The organism is Haloplanus natans DSM 17983 (assembly GCF_000427685.1).
Taxonomy (GTDB): domain Archaea; phylum Halobacteriota; class Halobacteria; order Halobacteriales; family Haloferacaceae; genus Haloplanus; species Haloplanus natans.
The window spans coordinates 1,303,912-1,327,735 of sequence record NZ_KE386573.1 but is presented as its reverse complement, the minus strand read 5'-3'; the positions used below and the strand labels follow the sequence as shown (position 1 = coordinate 1,327,735).

Sequence of the window (23,824 nt, the reverse complement as noted above, 5' to 3'; positions counted from 1 at the left end):
CGACGAGCGTAGGGGACGATGCGACACCGCCCACTCTCAGATTGAGCGTCGTGTTCATAATTGGTCCCCGTCTGGTGATTGGCTTCACGCAACGGAAGCCTGATTGATCGCTTCGTTGAGAACAGTCGCAGATGGCCCGATAGCGACGGCGAGCGGGTCACTTACGGGACACGGGGCCACAACCCGACCGTCGCAGTCACGGGACATTTGCTACTCGATTTCCGTGATACCGCTGTTCTTGCGGTCGTAGAACCTGATTATGAAACGCAGCTAACCGGCGCTCCGATCGCTAGCACTCCTGTACGTCTACCTCATCCCACTCCTCCGAGTATGAATTCCCTATGTGCCCTACATTCCAAAGTCTGAGCCTTGTTGAATACCTCAGTTACTGACAGGGTTCAGTAAGAGTGCGGAATACAGGGTGTGTGTCGGCCAAGCGTATCGCCGGAGAGACTTACCGGATCAATCGGGGGAAATCATCATCAACCGTCTCTCTACATTGTCGCACATGAAGATCGAACAGGGTACCTCATTCGGAAGTGTGGGGGAGCACGATGTCGATTTTTCGGTAGCTCAGTTGGTAGAGACCTCTGATTCGTTTAGGCATTGGTTTGTCTCCCAGACCGATTCCGCTCTCGATATCGTAGGGTACATTGGGGGAGTCCTACACGCGAGTTACGCCGGAGAAGGTGAATCCGATATTGAGTTCGGATTCCTCACATCGACTGGAGATCGACATATCGTACTGGTGGAGAACAAAATCTCCGCCGAGAAGCAACCGAACCAGATCGAACGATACTACAACCGGGGAGAGTTCCGTGTCGAACGTGACGGCTGGGACTCGTACACAGTCTGTTTGCTAGCCCCAGAGAGCTACGTATCAACGGAAGATGAAGCAGAGTTCGATTCGATCATCTACTATGAGGACGTTCTTGAACAAATCAAGAGTGGTTCATACGATGGTGGCGATTTCCTCGGGTCTGTGTTTGAAGCGGCACTGACGAAATCACGCACGTCGAATACAGCCGACGCAACCGATACGCTCCGTAGAATTGAAGACCAGTTCCTGAGTGAGACGGAGATACGACATCTCGAACGAGATCTCGAGTACACAGGGTACAATAAACGTACTTCGTTCAAATCAACACATCCAGAGCATCACGATGCGATCCGATACGATGTCTTTGTCGGCGAAACCGGGGCGACAGGCCGTACGACCGTCCGTTTACAAATCAAAAGTTTAGACGAGCTTACAGAGGCGGAACGAGAGTGGCTGAAAACGATAGCTTCAGAGCATAGGGGGGCACTTCCAGACTACAGATGGCGTCTTGACCGGAAGGTGAATATCGGGTCAAAGAAGATAGGTCATGAAGCCGTAATCCAAGATAGTTCTTTTGACACCTATGTTGACGCGATCGTGGATGAATTACTGACTCTTACAGATACGTTTCACCCGATCTTCGTTGAGGCGAATAGCTAACTCAGAGTCTGGCGCTGACAGAGGGCCGGTATTGTCGTGTTGCTGCATCCACTCTCTCTCCCTATTCCGCACGCGGTTCCTATCAGTTGTTAAGGATTTCAACAGAGCCAAAATCTGAAAAGTGGTCACTTGATCGTCGGGGATCGTCTGTGGACACGCCGTGTTGGGGTGGTAGGTCGTTCACGAAACACACCGAGTGATCGACGACAGGCAGCGCGCTGATTCTGAGGGGCACGATGCTGATCAAAGTGGAAACATCTCATACCCGCTCCCTCTAAGGACATCATCTGATCAATCGCAGTGTGACGCTACTGACGACGCGACAGGACGACAGTATCAGGCGTACTCGCTGAGTGAATGGTTCCGACGATCTCGGGGACGACCCAGCACTAGCACCTCGTATCCGTCGCTGAGTTCCGGAGTCGTATTTTTTTTGGAGAGGCGGTGGAGCTTCACCACCGTGAACGGTTTTTGAGCGAGTAAATATCCCGTCGCCATGCTCACTGGCGACACCGCGAGGATCCTCTCGTTGGATATCGTCTCGACCAGTTCGACAGCGGCCGCGTCGCGGACGACTGCCTCACTGGGGAGCGAAGAGAGAGGAAGCAGTTCCGATACCTCGTCGTACGGGATACAGTCGTAGACGAGATAAGTATTCCTACTGAGCATTTCTAACCCATATTTAATTTTTGTAGGTAATCAATTTTGGGGTCGCTATTATAAGAATCCATACAGAGGACGAACTATGCCGGATGCCTGTACTGCAGGTGTAATCGCAACGCCGGATCCAGAATCCTGTCCCATTGCGGGTGATGTGGCGCAGGCGGCGGAGTGGCTCGACGACCGGGATTACGACTCGGCGCCGGTGTACGAGGATGGCCGTCCGGTCGGGTACGTGACACGAGATGCTGTGGCAGACGCCCCAGCAGATGCGTCGCTCGATGACAGCATAGAGTCGCTTACTGTCGACGTACTCATCGCCGGAGATGCGCCGCTGGACGAAGTGTTGGAGGCGTTGTACGAGCGCCCGTTCTACTACCTCGCGGACCGGAGCGAAGTCACGGGAGTTCTCACTCGTGCCGATCTCAATACCGAACCGGTGTATCAGCACCTGTACACCAAACTCTCGCGACTGGAGCAGATCCTTCGCGAGATGATACTCGAGCACGCCCCCGAGTGGCAGGAGACGGCACCGATCCCACCTGACGTGTTAGATGACATCGATTCGCGTCTGGCTGACGCCAAGGCAGCCGGAGTGGCACTCGACCCGATTCACTACGTTCAGTTCTCGACATTGGTGACGATCGTCGCCAGTAGCGAGCGGTGCTCGGAGGCGCTCGGATTCGACGCCGGTCACCAAGCGAGCAGCCGGCTCAGTGCGGTCACCGAACTGCGCAACGATGTCGCACACGCGACGCCGATCCTGCAGAATACGGAGCAGGGACTCACGGAGTCCGGGCGAACCGTGACCAATCTGCTGGATCAGTACAGTCTTATCGATGAATTGCTGGCTTTGCAGAACGAATGACACGGCGAGAACCCTACGCCGCCCGCGTCGGAGACTACTGCGACGAGGAATCGTTCACCAAGTGGCTGGCTGGTCGAGCGAACCTCGAAGCACTCGACGCGCACCAGCCGTACCACGACCAACTCGAACGGACGATCGGAGTCGAACTCTGGAACCTGAGACCAGAGGTGCCGTATGATGGAGAGTACGACGGATACCGAGCGGATATCGTCGCCCGGGGATACGATGGTGAGCGTTTCGTCGATGTGGTCGTTGAGGCCCAGTTCGACCGCAACAAGACGAGCGCTCTGAACCATCTCGGGAAACTCATCCACTACGGAAACCTCGCTGATGCTGACGTCCTCGTGTGGCTGACCGATGCCGAACTCGACTCACGTATCTACGAGACCGTCGCTTGGCTTGCGCCGCAGACGCGAGGGCTCGATTTGCAGGTCGTCGAGACGAGCGTACGGAGCAATGCGGGCGATATCAGTGCACTCGGCTTTGATCGAGTCGTCCCCGAAACGCCGGCACGCTCGGATGACGAATCGCCGCTCCAGCAACATCAGCGACGCTACTGGGCAAAACTCGTCGACGAGTCGACGAGCGACGTAATCGACACGAACGTACGGCCCCGTTCCGGCGCGGTTCACAAGCAAGGGCGAGCCATTCCGGTCAGCGGGGTACTGCCAGAACTCGTCGTCAATTCGACCGACGAGGTTTCCAAAGTACGAATTCACTTTCGTAAAGCAGCGCCGCCCACACTCTACCAGCGGCTCATCGAGAGTCGAGACGAGATCGAACGCAATGTCAGTTCGACCGGAACGTGGGTGTGGGCGACGCCCGACGGCGAGCCGCCATACAAGCTGGTCGTCGAGCGGGAAGGGCTCGACCTCGAAACCATGGATGAATGGGAAATCCATCAGCAGTGGCAAACGACGGTTCTCGGTCGGCTGCGCGACGAGATCGAAGCACGCCACGCTGAGTGACGAGCAGAGATGAGAACGAGGACGATCGGGGACTGTTCGATACCCGGTGGTCGAATTAGCCAGATCGCTGCTCTCGAAGTTCCTCGTAGCGTTCCCTGATTTCGTCGAAATCGTGTTTGTCCAGCTCCTCCGGGCCATCGAAAAACTCGCGTTCCACTTCCTCGAAGCTCATCTCCCGGAGTTTCTCTCGTTGCCGGTCTTTCTCGCGCTCGCGCCGGTAATACGCATCCGCATCGTCGGTCTCGTAGCTCCACACGTCGCTGTCAATTCGCCCGTTCACCCGTCGAACCAAGCGATAGCGACCGGGGTTGCCGTCGATCGGCCAATCATCGTCACTCTGAGGCTTGTCGATATCCGGGCCGATGTAGATCTCACCCTCTCCCACGACCTTGACTTGGCCAGGTTTCTCCCAGCCGCCGTTTTTCGTCATCCGAAGCAGTTCGTACTGCACGCTCTCCTCCGAGTCGTGGTCGCTGAACAGTCCTCGGAGACGATTGACGAGCCCCATGTAGGGAGTTCGGTCTACGTCCCAGTCAAGCTTCTCCCTACGTCTGCCCTAGGTGAATCCAAGGGCGATCCTAGGATCGCCCTACGGTGCCCCCAACCCCCACACCGGGTCGCTCGGGGACGGTGACCGACCGGGGGATACCCGGTGGCTGCTACTTACCGCCGAGCCGCTATCTGTGGGTTCTGGGGTGGGGGATGTACGCAGTCATCGTGTTGAAAGAGTGATCGATAACGAGAATCCGAGTAGCGGGTGCCACGCCCTTTGATTGGCCTCGATTTCGGGTCGGATGAGATCAGTAGCTACTCGTCACTGAGCGCCTTTTTTACTCCCTCAGCCAGAGCTTCGCCGAAATCAGCCTCCATCCACGCTGCTATTTCGTCCGCGTCGGCGTCTTCTCCTGGACGTTCGGTCACAACCGATTCGTTCGTCGGCCAACGTAATAAGACCAGAGGCCGTGTGGGATCCGCGGTACGCGTACCGGCACGAGAGTCCCAGAGCGGCGTTCAGGACGACGCCGGTTTATACGTTCCCTCGAACAGTTCGCGGGCGAGGTCACGAAGCTCGGCGGCCTCGTCGATCGCATCGCGCCACGCAGGCGGGAGTGACGACGCGCTGAATCGGGCTCCTGCGACTGTCCCGGAGACGGCGCCGAGCGTGTCGGCGTCACCACCTCGATTGACCGCGGCGACGATCGCCTCACTGACCTCCTCGGCTGTGAATGCCTCGTAGAGTGCCGTCTGGAGCGTGTGAACGACGTAGCCGCTGTTCGAGAGCGGCTCTGGTTCCGCGCCCGCAACGATCGGTTCGAGCGCGTCTACGAGTTCGTCGGGGGCGTCGGCACGGACAGTTTCCAGCGCGGCCGCGAGCGGTTGCGAGCGGTCATGCAGACAATTCGCGATCGTGAGGTTCAGCACGGCACAGCCGTACGTACACCGCGGGTCGGCGTGGGTGATCCGAGAGGAGGCCGTACTCGCAGTCACCAGCGCGGATGCGTCGTCATCGAAGGCGAGTGCGTAGGGCGCACAGCGCATGACGCTTCCGTTACCCGCGTTCTGTCCCTCCGGACGCGCCTCCCAGCAGGTTTGTCCAGCATCGTCCCACGCGTGTCCCTGATCGATCAGTCGGAGAGCGTCGGCAGTGAGCCCGCCGATGTCGAACGGGTCGCTCCGGTACCACTCGACGAACCGGTCGGCGACGTCCGCGCCGTCGAACGTGCCCGTCTCGACGAGACTGCGGGCGATCCGAAGCGCCAGTTCGGTGTCATCCGTGATGGTGCCTGGTGGTTTGCGATGGGTGCCGTCGCCCACCATCTCGTCGAGTCGTCCGTACTCCCGTTCGATACGCCGTGGTGATCGGAACTCGACCGGACGACCTAGGGCATCGCCGCACGCGAGTCCCAGTAAGGCGCCTTCGGCACGATCAGTGGCTTTCATCGAGAATCATCCTCCGCGTGTCGTCACCGTCGACACGCCGGTGTCGGGTCATCGTGTCCGCCGTACAAAGTAGTAGGGTCAAGCTGGGGCGTGGGCGGTAGTGCCAGTCGAAACGCACTGTGAAAATCGTTAACACAGTCGCCGTACTGCAGTGGCGTATGGAACGGGTGTGGATCACGAACGGAAGCACGAGCGTCGCACCCGTGGTGAATCCACTCGCCGCCGCGTGTCACGACGAGTTCGTGCCGACCGACATCTATGTGCTCAACAATCCGGTGATCGCGGACGTGACCGACGCCGCGACATCGCTCATGAAGACGGTCGTGACCGCTCACGGCGGGAGCGAGCCGTCGATCACGGTCGAGACGATCGCCGACGAGCGCGACTTTCAGGCGATCATCGAGTATCTGAAGACGGCGCTCGAAGCCAGCACTGACGCGGCCGCGAGCGTCGCCATCGACGTCACGCCCGGGCGGAAGTTCTGGTCGATCATCAGCTTCCGGGCGGGTTTCGAGTACGACGTCGACCACCTCTACTACACGCACGTCGACGGCGAGTACTTCGGCGAGTCGTTTCCGACGATTCCCCGACCGGCCATCGAACTCATCGACTTCACGGAGGTGTTCTGATGCGGATCAAACGGGAGCACCTCACGATCCTGTTGAACCGACTCGCCGATCGCGGCGATGCGAGATTCGCCGTCGAACACCCTTCAGACGAACTCGGCGAACTCTTGACAGTCGATCTCGGCGGCAGCGACGACGCGACGATCGAGTTTTCGAGTGGTGTCGAGAAGTACGCGACGGCACGGGAAGAGATCGGCCGTCAGTACCCGGAACGAGTGTACGAGGATCTCCCTGCGGTAGACGAGTATCTCAAGGCGATTCTGGCGAGTGGGATCGTCGACATCGCCAATCGCGACGAGGTCGAGACGTTCCTAAATCGCTACGGCGATCCGGATCTGATGGCCGGGCATCCCCCCGCGTTCGCTGGCTTCGACACGAACCTCATGCCGTGGCGGATCGACCGCGTGCTCGGTCTTCACGGCGGCGACAGCGTCGGCGACGTGAACGGGTTCGTGCTCGCCACTGGTGTTCGCGACGAACTGACCTGGGACGACAAGTGCCACGACACCGATCCGTTCGTCGAGGCGTTCGGCCCCGTCTACGAGGAGTACTGGAACCAGCCACTGGGTTCGGCGCGCATCGGCCGCCTCGGCTTGCTTACGTATCGGCGGATCCGGGACATCGAGCAGGCGGTCGAAGTGCAGAGCGAGCAGGGGGACGAGGAGATCATCGCTGCGTACGACGAGTACGATCGCGACTATCGGAGCGATATCCTGCTGTTCAGCAACGATCGAAACTTCGTCGAACGGGCGCGGGCGCATCGACTGCTCGGTCAGCGTGTCGATTTTCCCGATCAGCTCCCCGACAAAACTACGGCGACGTGGCGCGATGTCGAACTGTTGCTCTACATGCTGGCCATCGTGTTCGGCGTCGTCGAACTGCCGAGCGTGACCGTCTACGGCGTGTGGCGCGGTAAGGACGAACTGGATTGGCAACACGAGCGGGTCGAGCTCGATGCGCGCAGTCCGAAACTCGACGAGAAGTTAGTGGGCGATCTCTCGATCGTCGAGTCGTACGAGGAACTGAAAGAATAGTAATCCCGCCCTTGCCTAGGTGGAAGAGACTCTCTGTTGACTACTCCCGTTTCGACAGAGTACCTGAGAACTCACCAGCCGGCGGTTCACCGAACACGTCCTCGTACGATTCTTCGAACACCGAGTTCAGGAGCCTCAACAACTGTGAACTCTCACTGCAAAACTCGTCGACGGCAGTAGTAACCTGGGCGAAATAAGACGAGACCAAGTTCTCTGGATCGAGGTCGTAGGTCTTGGTGAACAGCGTAGAAGCCCTCCCTAGGGTAATCTCGTCCACGTCCAGTTTCTCTAGCTCTACACGGATGCCCTCTTCATACTCCCCTGTACACTTCCCAGTGAACACGCTATTGAACGATCTATCTCCTTCGAAAGTCTGCTTGTGGACTTTGCGCTGCGGTGGCAGCCGCAACCGGAACGAGAGTTCTTGCTTTCGCAGGTGCTCAGTCGTGGATGGGATCCGGAAGTACAGTGCGACGGTACTATCCCAGCCAAACGGGTCCTGATCCCAGTACTCCGGCATCAATCCTTGCCACTTCGGGCTGTCGTTCGACCGAATCTTCCACCCGGACTCCGCCACATCGAACCGGTCCCGAATTCTGTCTCCCCACCGAGCTGTGAGGTGGGTGCTGACGTCGTCGAAATCGTTCTCGAACTGCCTGTGCGCTTGTTCCACCTGCTGGATGACGTCGTCGTATTCGAAGAACAGTTTGAGGCGTTCGGCGAGTTCGTCTTCGTCGAGTGGTGAGTCCATGTTCTCAGTCTCCTGTAGCGATCGAATGAAATCGGTGAGCTGGATGACGCTTCGGTTCGGGTACTGGAACAGCGAGCCCTGGAGTCGATGATCGAATGTTTCTGCGACTGTCCTCCAATCAACCGCGTCGAATTCGCAGGATTCAGGCGGGTTTGCCTGCGCTTTCTTCACGTAGACATAGGTTTCGTCGAGTTCGTCGACCGTGATTTCGGTTCTGTCGAACCACGTGAATTGCCAATTGTCTGCTGCGGCGTATGTTGGTGTCTGATTCTCGTTCTCATCGGCCCCGACTTTCAGTTCCAGGAAGACTGCCCAGTCTGGGTGGTCATCCAGAGCCTGCCCGCCACAGATGACGAGGTCGATACGACCCTCGGAATCGTCGTCTGCGACGTGTACCTCTTCCTCGATTTCGACATGTTGGGCTGCAAGATTCAATTTAGGGGCACCAACAACCTCCAAGAACACTTCCAGAAGCGTGTCCCCGAAACCGTGTGGCTTGTTCGGATCCAAGAAATACTCGAGTGTCTGTTGATATTTTTTCTCCCGACGCCCGGATAGGAACGAAAACACGCCATACGGCTGCTGGGCTCGGCGTTCGAGCTCCAGATACCGGTCGATGAAGTTCTCTATCCGTTCCGTATCCAACTCTAGGATATTCTCACCCATACCTACCCTCATCTCGCGTGACTCCCATTAACCTACGTCAGGACGGGGGTCACTACATAGATCTTTCTCTCCAGTCGGGCACTACGTTCATACTTCCATGCTAAGTTTGAGTCAGGTTTCTTCGGCTGAAATACGCAGGGCGCTGGGTGCTGTATACGATTTCACTGCTCAGCACGCTGTTCCTAACAGTTTCTGAGAGGTTCAGCAGAACCGAAGATACCTATCTTCGGAGAGCAATCAGTCGCTCCGTAGCGATGGTGGGGCACACGGAAGCTGGTTGTGTCGACACCACTGGCAGTGTTCACCGTCGCGATACTCTTCGAACGACGAATTCGAGATTCTATCCATCTTGGTCACGATGTCGTCCTCAACCGCACGAAGTTCCGATTCGTCGAACGAACGCGTCTCGACGTTCGGTCCGATGTCGCCGACGTAGGCGTAGCCTGCGCGTGAGACTGGTTCGTCGTACAGGTCGCGGCAGGCCAACAGGTAGATCGGGAGTTGCTTATCCTCCTGCAGGTTCCGATACCGTTCGGTCGCCTTGTAATCGATGACGAGTAACTCACCGTCTGGCAGCCGGTAGACGGCGTCGATGTATCCCACGAGTTCGTGTCCATCAAGATCGAGTTCGAACTCTCGTTCCGCGTCCACGATTTCGTAATCGCTCAACGCCAACTCAAAGTACCGATCGATGCACGCGTTCGCAGCCGGGAGTGCGTCTTCCGCTCGGCGCTGGCTGGCGAGTCGTTCGCAGATTTCGTACCACGCGTCCCGATCACGAATCGACCGGTTCGCGGCTTGCTCCGCAGTGTCGTGGAAGAGCACGCCGATATCGCGTTGTGACACGCCGTCTTCATCATCGCGTGTGGATCTCCGATAGTCGGGGAAAGCGTTGACCACGTATTCGAGGTAATGACTGCGCGGGCATTCCTCGTAGGCCGTCAGCGACGTGTAGCTGTGTGAGATCGACGGATACGGTGCCGAGGCCCCAGTCAACGATTCGACCTGGAGCGTCGATCGCTCACCGTCCGTCGTGAGGTCTCCGTCGATGGATGCCGTTGCGAGGTTCAACAGGCGGTCGGGCGCTCCCTCGACCGAGAGTTCGTCGCCGTCGTGTCTGATTGTGCCGCCGATCTTCCCGACGGTCTCGCTGGCCAGCGTGTCGCTCCAGTCGACCGCCTCGTCCGGGAGGCATGCTTGCACGTCGGTCCAGATCGGAAGGTTCCCCCGCTCCGGTCCCCACGGGGTTCGGGATGGCAGAATGCCGTCGACCGCCTCTACCATCGGATGCGTTTCGTCGGGGTCGGCTTCCTCTCGTCCACCCTGCAATACGAGGATGTCCTCGGCGCGTGTGATCCCGACGTGGAACACACGACGGGTTTCGCGGGCGTCACGTTCGACGAAGTCCTCTGCGAACGCCACCTCTGGGCCGTCCGAGAGGCCGATTTCGAGTGCGTCGTAGGTACGTGAACTCGGTGACCACTCGTCGGCGGTGACTTGCGGGATGAGGACGACCGGGAAGTCCAGGCCCTTACTCTTGTGGATGGTCATCACGTTGACGGCGTCGTCGGCGACGTCCGGCTGACTCGTCGGTGTCGAGCCGCTCTCGTCGAACAGGGAGTCGTAGTGTTCGAGTGAATCGATGAATGCCGGCGTGAGCGGTGGTTGGACGGCACTGTCCCCGTACTGTTCGATGACGTCCTCCAGCTGGGCGAGGTCTCGGCGTTCCTGCTCGCTGAGGTACCACTCGATGTTCGTGATGTCCGTAAGCTCGCGGTATAGGTGACTGAGCGACGCCGAGTCTCGAATATCGAGCAGTTCCGTGACGTGCTCACGGGCCTCCGCGACGCGGTCGGGGTCCTCGAACTCGTCGAGTGGCGTCTCGCGGAGCGTGTCAACGAGCGAGTCGTCGCCCGCGTTGAGCGTACGGAGATCCGCATCGCAGAGCCGGTACCGCATCAGGAGGATGCGATTCCAGCTCACCTCGTCTTCGGGCCGTGCGAGCGCCTTCAGGTAGGCAGTCACGGTGCCGACGCCGACTGATTCCGTAGCCAGATCACCAGCAACCTGGTACGGGATGCCGGCATCCTCGAACTCCTCGATGACCGGCTTCGCGTGGTCGTTCTTCCGGACAAGCAGGGCAATGTCGCCCGGGTCGTACGCCTCGTCGAGGTTGTCTGCTGCGCCGCTCAGCAGATTCTGGACGACGGTGCGAAGCTGGATCGCGCCGTCCGCATCGTCATCGTCCGGGAGCTCGACGGTGGCGACGGTGTCGCCATCGTACTCGGGTTCGTCGACGCGTTGCAGTGTCTTGTGTCGTTCGCGGTGGTCGAGCTTCTGAATTGCTTCGTTCGCCAGGTTGAGGATCGGCTGTCGGGACCGGAAGTTCTCTTCTAACGGTTCATCTTCGAGCGCGGCGAACGCGCGGTCGAGTTCGTTAGTGATGTTGGCGACGTTCGCGCCACGCCACTCGTAGATCGCCTGATCGTCATCACCAACGACGAACAGGTTGTCGTCGGTGACCAGCGACGTGACGAGGTCGAACTGCAGCCGGTCGGTGTCCTGGAACTCGTCACAGAACACGTAGTCCCATCGGTCAGCGATTTCCTCGCCAACCGGCGAGTCCATCAGTGCGGCCGTCTCCACGACGAGGCCGTCGAAGTCGATGAGGTCCCGCTCGTCGAGTTCACGCTCGTAGGCCGCATAGCCCGCCGTCAGGTCTCGGGCCGTGAGGCAGTCCGAGAGGAACGAGTCGAGGTGGTCGGTGAGTTCGAGATCGAGGTCGTCCGGGATGCCTGTCGGCGCACCGCTCGCGTACCCTCCGAGCAGGTATTTCGGGAGCTTGTACGCGTTTTCCGGTAACTCCCGGTCGCCTGTCTCGTGGGCTTCGAACGCTGCTTCCAGCTCGTCGCAGAGATCCACGAGGCGGTCGATGAAGTCGTGGACGCTGGCCTCCATTCCGTCTGTCCCGAGCGCGTCGCGCTCAGCGACGAGGTCAGCGCGTGCGTCTGGAAGCGAATCCAGCACGCTCGACACGGACCGGCCGCCGAGATGGTCGCTGGCAATGTTCTCGACGCGCTCCGAGAGATCGGCGAGTTCGTAGACGCGGTCGGCAGGGCCGAGGAAAGCGTCGATGTCGTCGGGCGTGATGCCGCTGCGTTTCATCGATCCGATGAAGTCGAGCAGCTTCGACGCGGCTCCTGACGCGTACCCGTCGCTCCCGTACACGTTGGGTTTGACCGACCGATACTTGATGTCGTCCAGAACGTCCAGCACAATGGCGTACTTCTCGGCGTCCGTGGCGACCTCGAAGTCCGGGTCGATTCCTGCTTCGTACGCGTAGTCGGTGAGGATCTCGTTGCAGATCGAGTGATACGTGTACGCGTCGATGTCGTACCCGGCCGCGCCGAGTTTCGCGTTGAGTTTCTCACGCATCGAGTCCGCGGCGTTGTTCGTGAACGTCAACGCGAGAATCCGGTCGGGGGACACGTCCTCCTCGTCGATGAGGTGCTCGATTTTGCGCACCATCGTGAACGTCTTCCCCGTCCCTGCCCCGGCGAGCACTCGCATCGGGTACGCGTCCGAATCGATGATGGCCCGCTGCTGGGGCTCTGGGGAGACGTCCTCTTCCGGGACCGGGAACCACGACGGGTGCTCGTCACTGTCGTCGCTCATCGGCGCACCTCCGTCGACAAGCGGTCCGCACACATCTCTCGATAGTCACAGTCCGGGCATGCCTCCTCGTTGATGAGCTCGAACGGCTCCGGCTCGTAGGCCTCGCTCGTGATGCCGTCGTGTGTAGCGCGAATGAGTGCCCAGATCGTGTCGTAGTGATCGTCGTAAATCTCAGTCGTTTCTCGTGACCACCCGCGAGCGGACACGTCGTATCCGGTGGGAGTGCTCTCGAACGACGTTTTGTTGAGCAGGCCGTAGAAACTGAATCGAACCTCCATCCCATCCTCGTAGAACGGTTCGTCCTTCACACCCTCGATGTACGTTGCCGTCTGGAACGCGTTTCGCACGCGCTTCGGCTCGTGCGCCTCCCCGTCGAGATGGTCGCCGAGGTACTCGGCTGTCCCGTCGGAGAGCATTCCGCGTGTGTTCCGCTTGTAGTCGAAGATGTGCAGGCCGTCGTCAGTCCGGATAACGTTGTCTGCTTTCCCGTGGAGCCCTCGCCCATCTACTTCGCACTCGACCCAGCACTCCGTAGCGACTGAGTGGCGAGCGTGGTCGATGCCGACGCCGCCATCGGGAGCGAAGAACGACTCTATCGCAGCCCGGTTCTCAGCACGTTGGTACTCCCGGTGTGCTCGTGATTCGTAGTCGTCCGCACTGCTGTGTTCGTCCCACTTCGCGTCGAAAATCCGCAGCGCCCGGTCGTGAATCACTTCTGGGTCGTCGTCGCGGCTGGTCGCCTCGCACACGTCCTCGATAGTCTCGTGGTAAATCGTCCCCTGGTTGAGGTAGAGTTCGGTACGGTCCGGCGCGTTCACGTCCTGCACGTACCGGTAATCGTACAGTCGGGGACATGTCGCGTAGGTCGCCAACCGCGACGGCGAGAGGGATTCCCGGCTCATCGCCGCACCTCCCCGTTAGCGAACTCGACACGCGCACGCAACGCTCGCCGAAGGTCCTCCCCGCGCGCACCGCTCTTATCGAGCAGATCCTGAATCTCACCGAGTTCAGCTTCCACCTCGTCGAGCGACACCGTCACGTCCTGACTGTTCGCGCGACGAACCGCCGCGAGCGCGTCGTCAACCCGCGACAACAGGAAGTCCTCTGCCGCTTGCTCGCTCGTAATGTGGGAATCGTCGGCGTCGGTGACCCACGGCAGGCGGTCGTACACCTCTGTGAGAAACCGCGACGCCTGCGCACGCTCTTCGAGTGCGGTGTCCTCGAACTCGTACAGACAACAGTACAGATGCTCGTCCGCAGCACCAGCCCCAATCGCCAGGCGTCGCCGCGCGTGTTCCGTGTGATACCGCGCGAACGGTCGACTCGACGCCGTTGACCTCGTCGGGAACGTCGAATCCACGTCCGGCTCGTCGAGGTCCGTAACACCGGGGTAGTCCGGCATCGCCGCGACCCGCTCGGTCGGGAACAACCGCGTCAGGAACGGGTCACCCGGGTACTCGCTATCGACGAGGTTCACGAGAAACACCGCACGGAACGACTCGTTCTTAATCGCCTGCAGATGGTCTACGCGGACACCACCGTCGAGTTCCGTCGCACTCGTCTGGTTTTGTTGCGGTGCGTACTCGTGGGCGCGTTCGAGCATCTCCTCGAAGGACGCCCATGTCGCATCTACGAACGAAGTATCTTCGAGGAACTCCGCCATCCGGAACGCCCGCTTGACGTTCCCGAACTGCGCCCGTGCGTCCAGCGGCGTCGCGCGCTCCGCGATTCGCTCTTTCAACCCCGAATCCGTCGCCCACCAGCGGACCCCCTCTTCGAGGCTGTCTATCTCGCTGACGCGATCCAAGCGCTCCGTATCGAGGTCCGGGCCATGATCGGGTCTCTCATCTTCCCCATCTGCGGCGAGATGTCGAACGGCAGCGAGGAGTTCCCGAATCGCTGGGTCATCACCGAACCCAGTCACGGTCGTCGATTCCGTCGGAATCCCAGCGCGTTCGAGTGCTTCGATGGTGTCCGTAACGGTACTCCCACTTTGCTTCGTGGCGACAGCGATGTCATCGTACTTCCAGCACGACTGCCCGACGAGGGCTTCGATCTCGTTGGCAACCTCGGCGAGTTGCTCGTCACTGGAGTCCGTAGCGAGGACGGACACCGATCCAGTTTCTGGGTCTTCCGGGACCGCCTCGTCGGCGAAATACGCTGCTGTGGCAGCCGGTCGTGTCGACGGCGTCTCTGACGCTCCGTGTCGGGACTCGTTGAAGGAGACGTAGTCCGTAACGGGCCCTGTCTCGACCCATGTGCGGCGTACACTCGCGTTCTCTTCGGCGATACAGACGAGGTCACAGCTTCCTGCGAGCGCGTCGAGATACGCACGGTCGAGCGGAAAGAACTCTTCAAACTCGACTGCGAGCACCGCCTCGAAATCGACGACATCGCCGCGGGCATCGCCGGAGAGCACATCGAGCGCTTCCGAGATGAGTTGCCCGCGTTCCATGTGACCGTGTTCGGCCAGCCACTCGTGGAACGCATCGAGCGCAGCCGTGATGTCACGGAGTTCCGGGGTTTCTTCGGGTGTGACTGTCTGCCAGGAGATCGTGCTCATTACGGCGTCCACGTCCTCGATGAACGGCGGCTGTTCAGACGCCCGTTGAAGGTACTCTGTTTCCCACTCGTAGTCTTCGAGGAATCGGTGAAGGAGTTCTCGCCGTAGCGCGTCGGAGAGGATGACGCGATCGTCGGTCTGATTGAGGACATCGGTCGCCTGAACGACGAGAGAGGTCACGTACGGCGTCGCCGCACCGGGGAGGTCCTCACCTAACGTCTCCCTGAACGTATCCGTACTCGTCGGCGCACCCGTGATGACGAGCACATCCACAGAATCGTGCTCGTCGAGAAGCGTCCGGTATTCGTCCCGTGCTGTCCGTTCGACGTTTTTGTCCCCGAACTGTGCCGTGACTAGCGTCCCGTCGAACTGCCGGATAGATGAATGGTCAGACATGTATGCTATCCTCGGACAAGTCGCGTGACTCGAGACAGAACACCGGTGTCGTCAACGGCTGTTTCGACGTCGAGTCGTGCGTCTTCGATGATATTGGGAACATCTATCTGGTTCTGAAATTCGTTCGCGATTTTCAAAAGAGACTGCCGGTGCCTAAATACTCGCCCATACTGTCTCCTTCGATCACATCAAACATCTTGCGTTCACTGTCGTGCAGACGATGTCGAATACACGGAAACCGGATCCGGTCAGTACACCGAATCCGACCGTGAAGACCGCCGAGAGTTAGACTAACGAGCGCCATATCCGATCAATACCACAGACAACCTCTCAAAGATCGTCAGAACAGACCAATCGCTCGTCATCGAAACGGACGGGGTCTGTATCTGCTATCTGTGATATTGGTTTTTTTTACTCGCGTGTTAAGCGAGCAAGACTACGGATACGAGGTAAGTCGTGCAAATTCACGTGCTATTGCATTTGACAATTCTGCAACGAAGGTTGTGAAATTTGCAGCATCTTGTCCAGTAGGTAATTCTCGGAGATGCAGTGATAATCGGTCATCAACTTGGTATTCCGTTTCCATAGCCCCGTTCTGTGAGGGATAGAGAAGTAGTCCTGAAACGTCGTCCGCCAGTTGGTAGGACGTCATTTGGTAGATGTCTGATTGACTGGGTCGCCCCGTTTTCCATTTCGCATCCCCTACAAGTTGTACCGTGCCCTGTTGATCGCGGAGTACAAAATCAGGATACATATTTATGCTGGGCGGCCCCCCGGTGACGAGCCCGTTAACCTGCGCCTGCCCTTCGACTTGCCACTCGTCTTTTCTTGAGACCGCATCTATCGCAGCACGCTCTACGACTGCCTCAAAGATGCGATTCATATTTACTAACAGTCCATAGGTTTCTTGAGCCCCACCTTGCAGATTATCCACGAATATTGATTGGATAACTAGACGCGAAAGGCGAAGTATATCTTCGTAGTACGCGTCAAGACGATCCAAATGGATCGTCTCTAACTCCGAGGCTTGTACCGGCCGTAATGTGACTTCCCGTCGAAGTTGCTGTTCCCGTTGTCTGAGCGCACCTTGTAGAGATCGATTAGTTACCAGCCGGGTCAACAGATGTGTCGCGTAGAGGATCGTTTGATTTTGAACCGTATCGTGTGTCAACTTCTCGTACTCAATCTCGAACTTGGTCGTCGCCACGTTCCCACGGGACAACTGTCGGTGGACGTCGAGGCGGCCACGAAGATACTCCTCTCGCGCTTCTGTCGTCAGATACTCCTTTCCGAGCCCACGCTTGACGACTTCCTGCAAACGATCCAGAAAGAGTGACCCAATTGCATCTAAAAACAATTCTCCTTGAAGCGCTGTTACTGTATCATCTATCGTTGCCGCTGTCGCGCCATGAGCATACAACAAGAGCCGCAGGAAATTCCCACCTGCAGCTTTCGGTCTGATTCGGATCTGTCTCCCGTCCGGCAACGCAACGAGACCCACGTACGACGATGTCTGGAGCCGGACACACCCATTCTCGGTATACTCGTAATCCAATCGCGTCGTGGACTCGTTGATCCTAGAGTCGATAGTATCGAGAACATCCTCAGACAAGTCGAGTGGTTCTGATTGGTCATGCTCCTTGAGTTCAATCGTTGACGCTCCACCTGAGATGGATGTCATATGATATCACAAAGATCGGGTCGCACAATTTTGAACGAAGTCACGGATCGCCTCCTTCACTAATTCTCGATCTTCGTCTCCTTGTAGTCGTTCTATCGGAATCTGGAGGCGAGTGAATTCATCCGACATCACGTACTCAACATCGATCGGCTCGTCAAGTAATGGATTAATATCGTGTACGATTCCCTCAAAGAGTTCTGGATCGTAATCCTGTCGCCCCCAGAACCGGAACTGCAGCGTGCCGTCTGTCCGAAGTTCATAGACGAGATAGTCCCCTTGGTGATACTCGTCCCAGTAGAACTGAACCGCTCCTATTTGGTTCCCGGATCCATAGCCAACGACATCCGCCTCAACAGTCCCAAATTCGTAGAAATCGCGATACACATCCACTACCTCTTGGTCAAACGAAGACTTGACCTCCTCAAAGAATGATTCTTGATCCCACCGTTTGCGAGAGTTCGTCGACGAATTTGTGTTCAATTCAGTGTACGTCATCTCAACGTCACCGTCAGCAAACGCAGCTAGGGCATCACTGAGATCCTGAACCGTGAAATCACGAATTTGTTTCCGCTCCCAGTCGAAGAGCTCGCCACCTGCACTATCGAAGAGCTCCTGTTGGATCCGGTCGAACTGTCCAAAGTAGTACTCCTCCAGCAGTGGTAAAATATCAAATCGCCATACATCACGGATATCATCGATCGTCTCAACCCCGAACAACCGTGTGTGGCCGATTTGCTTTCCTTTCCCGAGATCAGCCGATCTGACGATTCGATCGTTCATTTCCCGGAGTGCCACAATCGACAACCACAGTAACGACTCAAACCCGTCACTCTCTTGGAGCGGATCAGCCGGCAAGTCGTATTCCTCAATGATCTTGTCGAACTCCGGCGGGCACGCGATAAATCGGAATCGACGGCGTAACGCAGCGTCGACGAGCGCGATCGACCGGTCAGCCGTATTCATCGTGCCGATCACGTAGAGGTTCGGTGGGATCGTGAACTCTTGACCGGAGTGTGCAAGCTGTGTCGACACGACCCCACGCTTGTCAGCCTCAAATAGCGTGATCGTCTCGCCGAATATCTGTGCGAGGTTTCCGCGGTTGATTTCGTCGATGATCAGCACGTACCGCAGTGGTTCCTCGCCTTCCGGTGTTTGTTGATAGTCTGCACGAGCAGCCTTGCAGATTTGCTTGAGAATTCCGTCTTGTACCTCGTAAGCGACGTTGCCTTCTTCGGTGGCTTCCGCCGACAGCCCCTCAACGAAGTCCTCGTACGTGAACGAGGGATGGAACGTGACTGTGCGGACGCGCTTGCCGGTCGTCGTGTCCACGTCCTGCTCGGCCGTCCACCAGTGAGCGAACTGCTGTGCGACGAAGGTTTTACCGGTGCCCGGCGGACCGTAGAAGACCACCTGCTTCTTCGTGTTCAGTTGGCGAGCGATCTCGTCCGCTTGGCTCGGCCGTTCGATTTCTATCTCCTCGTCCCCTTCTCCCATCTCCAACCCCTCTAACCGGCGAAAGTCTCGTTCGACGGATCGGAGTTTGTCGACGACTTCTTCAAAGCGTATCGTGGATGGGTCCTCAACCTGATCGAGATCTCGACCGGTTTCCCAGTCTCCCTCTCGCAGATTACTACCCACGTGGAGTCCGTACCGGAGGTGAGACGCGTGAATGCCGAGATAGAGTTGATACTTGTCCTTTTGCGAGCGTGATGGCGGCGTATGAGCTGCAATCCAAGCAAAATCGTTGAGGTAACTCTGCGCACCCTGGAAATTCACGATGTGGGTGGTGAGTTCCAACTCGCTGAACTCGTCCACGATCCGATTCGCGAGTGTCTGGAGATAGTGATCTAATCTGGGCTTGAAATAGTCGTAGTAGATTTGTCCGAGGATCGTATAGTCACGCCAATTTTGTAGAATCGACTCACCATCCTCTTGTTTCACCTCTGTCTTGATGTTGTCCAATACCGATACGTCGATTTTCCCGTCGACGTGGAATTTCTTCAGTAACCGGTACCGGATCTTGTTCACCTTCACTGATCCGGCATACTGACTCTCTTTCGCCTGCAAGAACTCCTGTGGCAGGTTCCGAGTCGCATTCAAAAACTCTTGCACCCCGCTGATCGCTTGATTTTCTTTCGGATCAAACTCCGCAAGGTGCTTCGAAAATTGCCAGAGATGTCGTAACAAGAAGTCGTACTTCCCCGTAACAGGTTTGTCCGACGCGAGTATCGACGCAACTCGTGCGATTGACTCTGCATCCGTCCCCATCGAATATTGTCCCCGCAAATTCTCCGCTAATCGATCACAACAGTCATTGAACAACGCCTCCCGCTCTCCTCCGGATACGCTGGCCAATTCCTCAGATACGGATACATTGATATCGCTCTCTCTGACAGGTCCCCAGTCACAGAAGTAGTCAAAAAGCGCGTAGACTGCGTCTTCGGAGTACCCTTCCTCAACTGACGCTTCATTCAAATCGATCGTTTCAACCGCACCGCGAAGCGCACTCGTGTCGAACACGTAGTCGCGAATCCGCAGAGTGCTATGCATACCCACAGCCACACAAGAGGGGGATTAAGTTATACCGGCTTATCATTGCCACGGGGAGCCGGGCGGACGACTTCTGGTAGCGCAAATCCGAAGGACTGCCGGAACCTTCAGTTCGGTGCGATAGCTGGAAGTTGACGAAATGATCGGTGTTTATCAATATCTCGGATAATGAGATGAGCCATGACCGCTGATAGAGATTATGTCCGAAGTAGTCCGCGGTGATCCAAGCCATCGGCACCGACAAGATCAAGAGATGACTTATTGGTCGTCTACGACCTCTTCAACCATACGCTCGCCTTTCTCCGTCGGCACGATGAGCTTGTCTTCGTTTCGCGTGTAGTACTCCTCCAGGTGGGACGAGAGATACTGATAAACCTCCGATCCCGAGTCGCATCCCCACGCATCGGCGAGTTCGCTGTTCTTCGTTGGTGCGAGTTCCGCCAGCTGTGTTAGACGGCGCAATTTCTCGCCGTCTAGGTCGCCGACATCCACCTTCGGAGTGTTTGCCTCGCCTTTCTGGGGAATACCGCTCTCCGACGTTTCACCAGTATCGAGCTGTCCACCACTGCCGGTTTCGACCTCGGTTGGACGGCCCGCATCCGAACTCGGAACGGGATACGGTCTCTCGCGTGACCCCGACGTCGCTACGTTCAGTTGACGGACGTACTGTTTGGCGTGTCTCTCGACTGTGTCGGCCCAGCGACCATCGTACGAGAGGACCACGGTTTCTTTGGCTCGTGGGTGGAGATAGAATCCGGCGTACTGTGGACGCTGCGATCCCGTGAATAAGAGTCGTCGACAAGGTGGGGCGTCGCGGACAGTGTCACTGTTCAGAATCACGACGTTCCAACCGACTACGTCGTCCGCGAATCCTTCTCCCCGTAGCGCTTCCTCAAGCATGTGTACCCAACTCTTCCGTGGGCAGAAGATTCCCAGTCGGTACCCCTCGTCTACAGCGTCGGAGACTTCGTCACGGATTCGTTCGAACATCGGGTTCTCCTTCCGAAGCCCCTCCTCAATTTCGGTCAGGGCCTTCACGGCGCCGAATATAGAAGCAGGGGCCTGGAGATCGTCTATCTGACCACCGTACGTCTCTAGATCTTCGAGTATGCCGTCGGTGGTCTCGGGGAGGTAGCGTTTTCCGTCGGCGTACTCGCGGCGAATCCACTCGTTGTACTGCTGCGGTAACACGGGCAGCCGTTCGAAGAACTTCTGGACCGAGTACACTTTGTAGGCAGCTTGCTCTACCCCGTGGTCATGCAGATCGTCGCATTTCTCCGTAGCTACATCGAACCACCGGGACAACCCCCCACACTCTACGGATTGGACTTCGACATCGGGCTCGCGAAGTATCCCGAGTAGATCGGTCGTACTGGGTGGTATCGGACTGCCGACTAGCCCGGAAGCGTGGATATCGTCGCCCACTCCGATAGTAGTCCTCCCGACTTGCGGATCGTACCGATCACTTACCCGTTCGACGTCGGAGAGACGAGGGAGGGTGTCGTCACCTTCGAAGAACGTTGGGGGGCCGTACCTCGGAACACCTTCGCCCTCGTTTTTGGTGTAGAGGCTGAGGGTGTCATAGAACTCTTCTCACACCGTGATGATCGTGCTTCCCGGATTGTCTCCGCGTTCGTAGTTGGTGATAGCGACAACGAGGCGAAGGCACAGCGCGAGGAATACTTACGCCCGTGCGTGGACGCGGCCTCGGGCGTGCGTTCGCCCGAGGCCGCGGTCCTTCACTGATTCATTGGTTCGTTCGACTCCAGTACGGCGGTTGTACGTCTCATCCAACGTGGACTGCTTCAGTTGAACGTCCTCGCTGTGTTGTTCAATGCGGTCTTCGACCCTGTATTCGATGTCTTTCGGGTCGTCGGTGTTTCGTGGGTTGTACGGAACGACTGGCACGACACCTGCGGCCAGCAGGTGGTCGTGCCAGTCGAGCGTGTCGTAGGCGCTGTCACCGACCATCCAGATCGGCTGTTCGACGGCGAGCGCGTCACGCGTGACGCGCATCGCCGTCTCCTCTGGTGCTTGCTTACTCTCTGTGAACTCCGCTGCGATCGGGATCTTTTGCCCGGTCGAGACGATCGTACAGCCGTAGCCGTAGTAGTATTCGTCGTCGGTTGGATCGTAGCACTTCGACGCATCTTGATCGGCGGGCATCGCCCTCACATCGGTCGAATCGATGCAGTAGGTCAAGTCGAGCAGGCCGCGCCGAGCGGCCTGCTCGACGAGGTGGTCGAACACCTCGTCAACGACGTGTTCGAGGTCGGTGAGAAAGCGATCGACCGCGTCTCTGGACGGCGGTCGATCGAACCCACAACTCAGCCAGACAACCGTGTTCCGAAGCTCTCGTTCAACCGGACGAATCCCGTAGATGTCCTTGTAGTAGCAGTGGAGGAAGCCACGCATCAGCTCTGGTGGCTCGTGCTCTCGTGTTCGCCCCGTCTCCGCCGGGGCGAACACGTCGAACTCTTCGAGAAACTCGAAGGAGAGATGCTCAAACAACGCTAGGGTCTCGGTCTCCGCGACATTGAAGAACGTCTCTACCGAAGGGTCGTCTTGCAGGGTCGCTGAACTCATTCCACCTCAGCGTCCACCCTGCTCTTTGGTGTGCTACTCGTTCTATGACACCCTCTAACAGAAACTGATTCCGAAGAATGAGTTACTCTAACTATTGACCCCGTCCGGAGTAACGCTCACCCGATCACTCGTCGGCTAATTTCTCCAGAAGGGCGGCTTTCACGTCGGGATCATCCAACAGTTCATCCAGCTTGTCTATCTTCGCTTGCGTCTCCGTATCGTCGGGGTCTGTTTGCTTGTAGGACTCTTTTACATCGGTGCTGACCTTGTCCTCCACCTCTTTGGCATCCGGTGAGTACACCAACCCACAATAGGGGCAGGACTTCCAATCTCCCTCTAATGGTTCCCCGCAGCGATCACACACTGGCGGCGTGAGCGGACTGTCCTCGTCGGGATCGCGGAGTCCCTGAGCCACCTCGGCGGCCTCAATGTGATCCTCATCAGTGAGGTGAGCATAGGTGCGTTCCATCACCTTGCTGTCCGGTTCGTGTCCAATCAGGTGCTTTATATTGTCGTTGTCCATGCCATAGTCCCGCTTACCCACCGTCACGAAGTAGTGGCGGAAGTTGTGAGCGTTCACTGGCTTGTCCACACCGGCTGCGTCCCCGATTCGCTGGAGCTGTCGATACAAGGTACTCGGATCTAGCTTGTCTCCCGGCTCCACGCCGTCACGATTGCTCTGATCGTGTTTGTGCGTGATGAGATAATCGTCCGGATCGCCGGTCGGATGTTGTCGCACCCAGTCACGAACGGCCTTATTGGCACCTAAGAGGGGTCGTTTGCCTTTCGCACCCTTGAGGTCACCATCGTCGTCGTTGAGATAGAAGATCCCATCTTCCGGTTTCACGTCCTTGAGCCTGAGATTTAAAATCGCGCTCCGTCGTTGACCGGTGTAGAGGAGTAGATCGACGAGACAGATGTCCCGAGAACCGCGGCGTTTGGCTTCTTCGCGGAGGGCCTGCACATCCTCCTTGGAGAACATATCCCGCTCGTCGACGGAAGACTCGTCTTGTTCAGCAAAGTGAATCTCCTCCCGGTCAACTCCTAACTCATCGTGGTAGAGGTAGAAGCGGCGAGTAGGGCCCTGAAAGTTCCGCACAGTGCTACTTTTTAATCCCCCATCCTTGACGCCAGCAACATTACCGTTGAGATAGGCGTCCATCATGGAGTTGATGTCGTAGGCAGTAGCTTCAGTCAGCTCCGGTTCCAAGTCCCGTGCCACGCGGCAGAGCGCCCGTGCGTAGCGAGCGAGCGTCCCGTCTTCCTTGACCTTTCCATCGGGCATTTGGTAGGTGTTCCGACGGGAGTCGTTCGCATCTAAAAATTCGAGTATTAGCTGCCTCTCCTCGTCGCTCACGTCCTCGTCGTTCTCGATTCGC

General features: G+C 57.8%; 16 protein-coding genes and 1 pseudogene. 5 read left to right on the top strand and 12 right to left on the bottom strand.

All coding sequences use genetic code 11. The features are described from left to right. Nucleotides 1-508 precede the first annotated feature (508 nt). On the top strand, nucleotides 509-1,480 hold the full coding sequence (locus HALNA_RS08975; RefSeq protein ID WP_049936048.1) for a PD-(D/E)XK nuclease family protein: 972 nt from the start codon (nucleotides 509-511) through the stop codon (nucleotides 1,478-1,480). 336 nt (nucleotides 1,481-1,816) lie between these two features. On the opposite strand, the gene HALNA_RS08970 is transcribed toward HALNA_RS08975, so the two are convergent. Next, nucleotides 1,817-2,149, bottom strand: coding sequence for a hypothetical protein (locus tag HALNA_RS08970; RefSeq protein WP_049936047.1), 333 nt, complete (start codon nucleotides 2,147-2,149; stop codon nucleotides 1,817-1,819). Nucleotides 2,150-2,225: 76 nt separating this feature from the next. On the opposite strand from HALNA_RS08970, the gene HALNA_RS08965 reads away from it, so the two are divergent. Beyond that, nucleotides 2,226-3,008: a CBS domain-containing protein gene (locus HALNA_RS08965; protein WP_049936046.1), complete on the top strand. Its 783-nt coding sequence runs from the start codon at nucleotides 2,226-2,228 to the stop codon at nucleotides 3,006-3,008. Nucleotides 3,009-3,253: 245 nt separating this feature from the next. Next, on the top strand, nucleotides 3,254-3,976 hold the full coding sequence (locus tag HALNA_RS08960; RefSeq protein ID WP_157573492.1) for a hypothetical protein: 723 nt from the start codon (nucleotides 3,254-3,256) through the stop codon (nucleotides 3,974-3,976). A gap of 55 nt (nucleotides 3,977-4,031) precedes the next feature. Here the strand turns inward: HALNA_RS08960 and HALNA_RS08955 are convergent, their stop codons facing one another. Both HALNA_RS08955 and HALNA_RS08950 read right to left on the bottom strand, forming a co-directional pair. Then, the gene (locus HALNA_RS08955; RefSeq protein ID WP_049936044.1) at nucleotides 4,032-4,484 is read right to left on the bottom strand and encodes a hypothetical protein; all 453 of its coding nucleotides are present in this window, start codon (nucleotides 4,482-4,484) and stop codon (nucleotides 4,032-4,034) included. Between the two features lie 503 nt (nucleotides 4,485-4,987). Next, nucleotides 4,988-5,917 carry an ADP-ribosylglycohydrolase family protein gene (locus HALNA_RS08950; RefSeq protein WP_049936043.1) on the bottom strand — a complete coding sequence of 310 codons (930 nt, stop codon included), beginning with the start codon at nucleotides 5,915-5,917 and terminating at the stop codon, nucleotides 4,988-4,990. Nucleotides 5,918-6,075: 158 nt separating this feature from the next. Here HALNA_RS08950 and HALNA_RS08945 point away from each other — a divergent pair, with 158 nt between their 5' ends. Continuing rightward, nucleotides 6,076-6,546: a hypothetical protein gene (locus HALNA_RS08945; protein WP_049936042.1), complete on the top strand. Its 471-nt coding sequence runs from the start codon at nucleotides 6,076-6,078 to the stop codon at nucleotides 6,544-6,546. Continuing rightward, a complete protein-coding gene (locus tag HALNA_RS08940; RefSeq protein ID WP_049936041.1) occupies nucleotides 6,546-7,577 on the top strand; it encodes a hypothetical protein in 1,032 nt (343 codons plus the stop codon). Before HALNA_RS08945 ends, HALNA_RS08940 begins: the two co-directional genes overlap by 1 nt. 40 nt (nucleotides 7,578-7,617) lie before the next feature. On the opposite strand, the gene HALNA_RS08935 is transcribed toward HALNA_RS08940, so the two are convergent. The 9 genes and pseudogenes from HALNA_RS08935 to HALNA_RS08895 all read right to left on the bottom strand — a co-directional run bounded on the left by HALNA_RS08935 (nucleotide 7,618) and on the right by HALNA_RS08895 (nucleotide 23,802). Then, nucleotides 7,618-8,994, bottom strand: a complete 1,377-nt coding sequence (locus HALNA_RS08935; RefSeq protein WP_049936040.1) for a PD-(D/E)XK nuclease family protein — start codon at nucleotides 8,992-8,994, stop codon at nucleotides 7,618-7,620. Nucleotides 8,995-9,231: 237 nt separating this feature from the next. Next, nucleotides 9,232-12,669: an ATP-dependent helicase gene (locus tag HALNA_RS08930; protein WP_049936039.1), complete on the bottom strand. Its 3,438-nt coding sequence runs from the start codon at nucleotides 12,667-12,669 to the stop codon at nucleotides 9,232-9,234. Further along, a complete protein-coding gene (locus tag HALNA_RS08925) occupies nucleotides 12,666-13,571 on the bottom strand; it encodes a RecB family exonuclease (RefSeq protein WP_049936038.1) in 906 nt (301 codons plus the stop codon). Before HALNA_RS08925 ends, HALNA_RS08930 begins: the two co-directional genes overlap by 4 nt. Further along, complete coding sequence (locus tag HALNA_RS08920) at nucleotides 13,568-15,628, bottom strand: PD-(D/E)XK nuclease family protein (protein ID WP_049936037.1); 2,061 nt, start codon at nucleotides 15,626-15,628, stop codon at nucleotides 13,568-13,570. The genes HALNA_RS08925 and HALNA_RS08920 overlap by 4 nt, the downstream gene beginning before the upstream one ends. 436 nt (nucleotides 15,629-16,064) lie before the next feature. Further along, on the bottom strand, nucleotides 16,065-17,309 hold the full coding sequence (locus HALNA_RS19345; RefSeq protein ID WP_084509959.1) for an McrC family protein: 1,245 nt from the start codon (nucleotides 17,307-17,309) through the stop codon (nucleotides 16,065-16,067). 6 nt (nucleotides 17,310-17,315) lie between these two features. Continuing rightward, a complete protein-coding gene (locus HALNA_RS08910) occupies nucleotides 17,316-19,859 on the bottom strand; it encodes an McrB family protein (RefSeq protein ID WP_049936035.1) in 2,544 nt (847 codons plus the stop codon). 258 nt (nucleotides 19,860-20,117) lie between these two features. After that, nucleotides 20,118-21,284, bottom strand: coding sequence for a DUF5797 family protein (locus tag HALNA_RS21645; RefSeq protein ID WP_157573491.1), 1,167 nt, complete (start codon nucleotides 21,282-21,284; stop codon nucleotides 20,118-20,120). A gap of 168 nt (nucleotides 21,285-21,452) precedes the next feature. After that, nucleotides 21,453-22,445: pseudogene (locus tag HALNA_RS08900) on the bottom strand (transposase). Nucleotides 22,446-22,569: 124 nt separating this feature from the next. After that, nucleotides 22,570-23,802, bottom strand: a complete 1,233-nt coding sequence (locus tag HALNA_RS08895; protein ID WP_169719028.1) for a tyrosine-type recombinase/integrase — start codon at nucleotides 23,800-23,802, stop codon at nucleotides 22,570-22,572. Nucleotides 23,803-23,824: the final 22 nt, after the last annotated feature.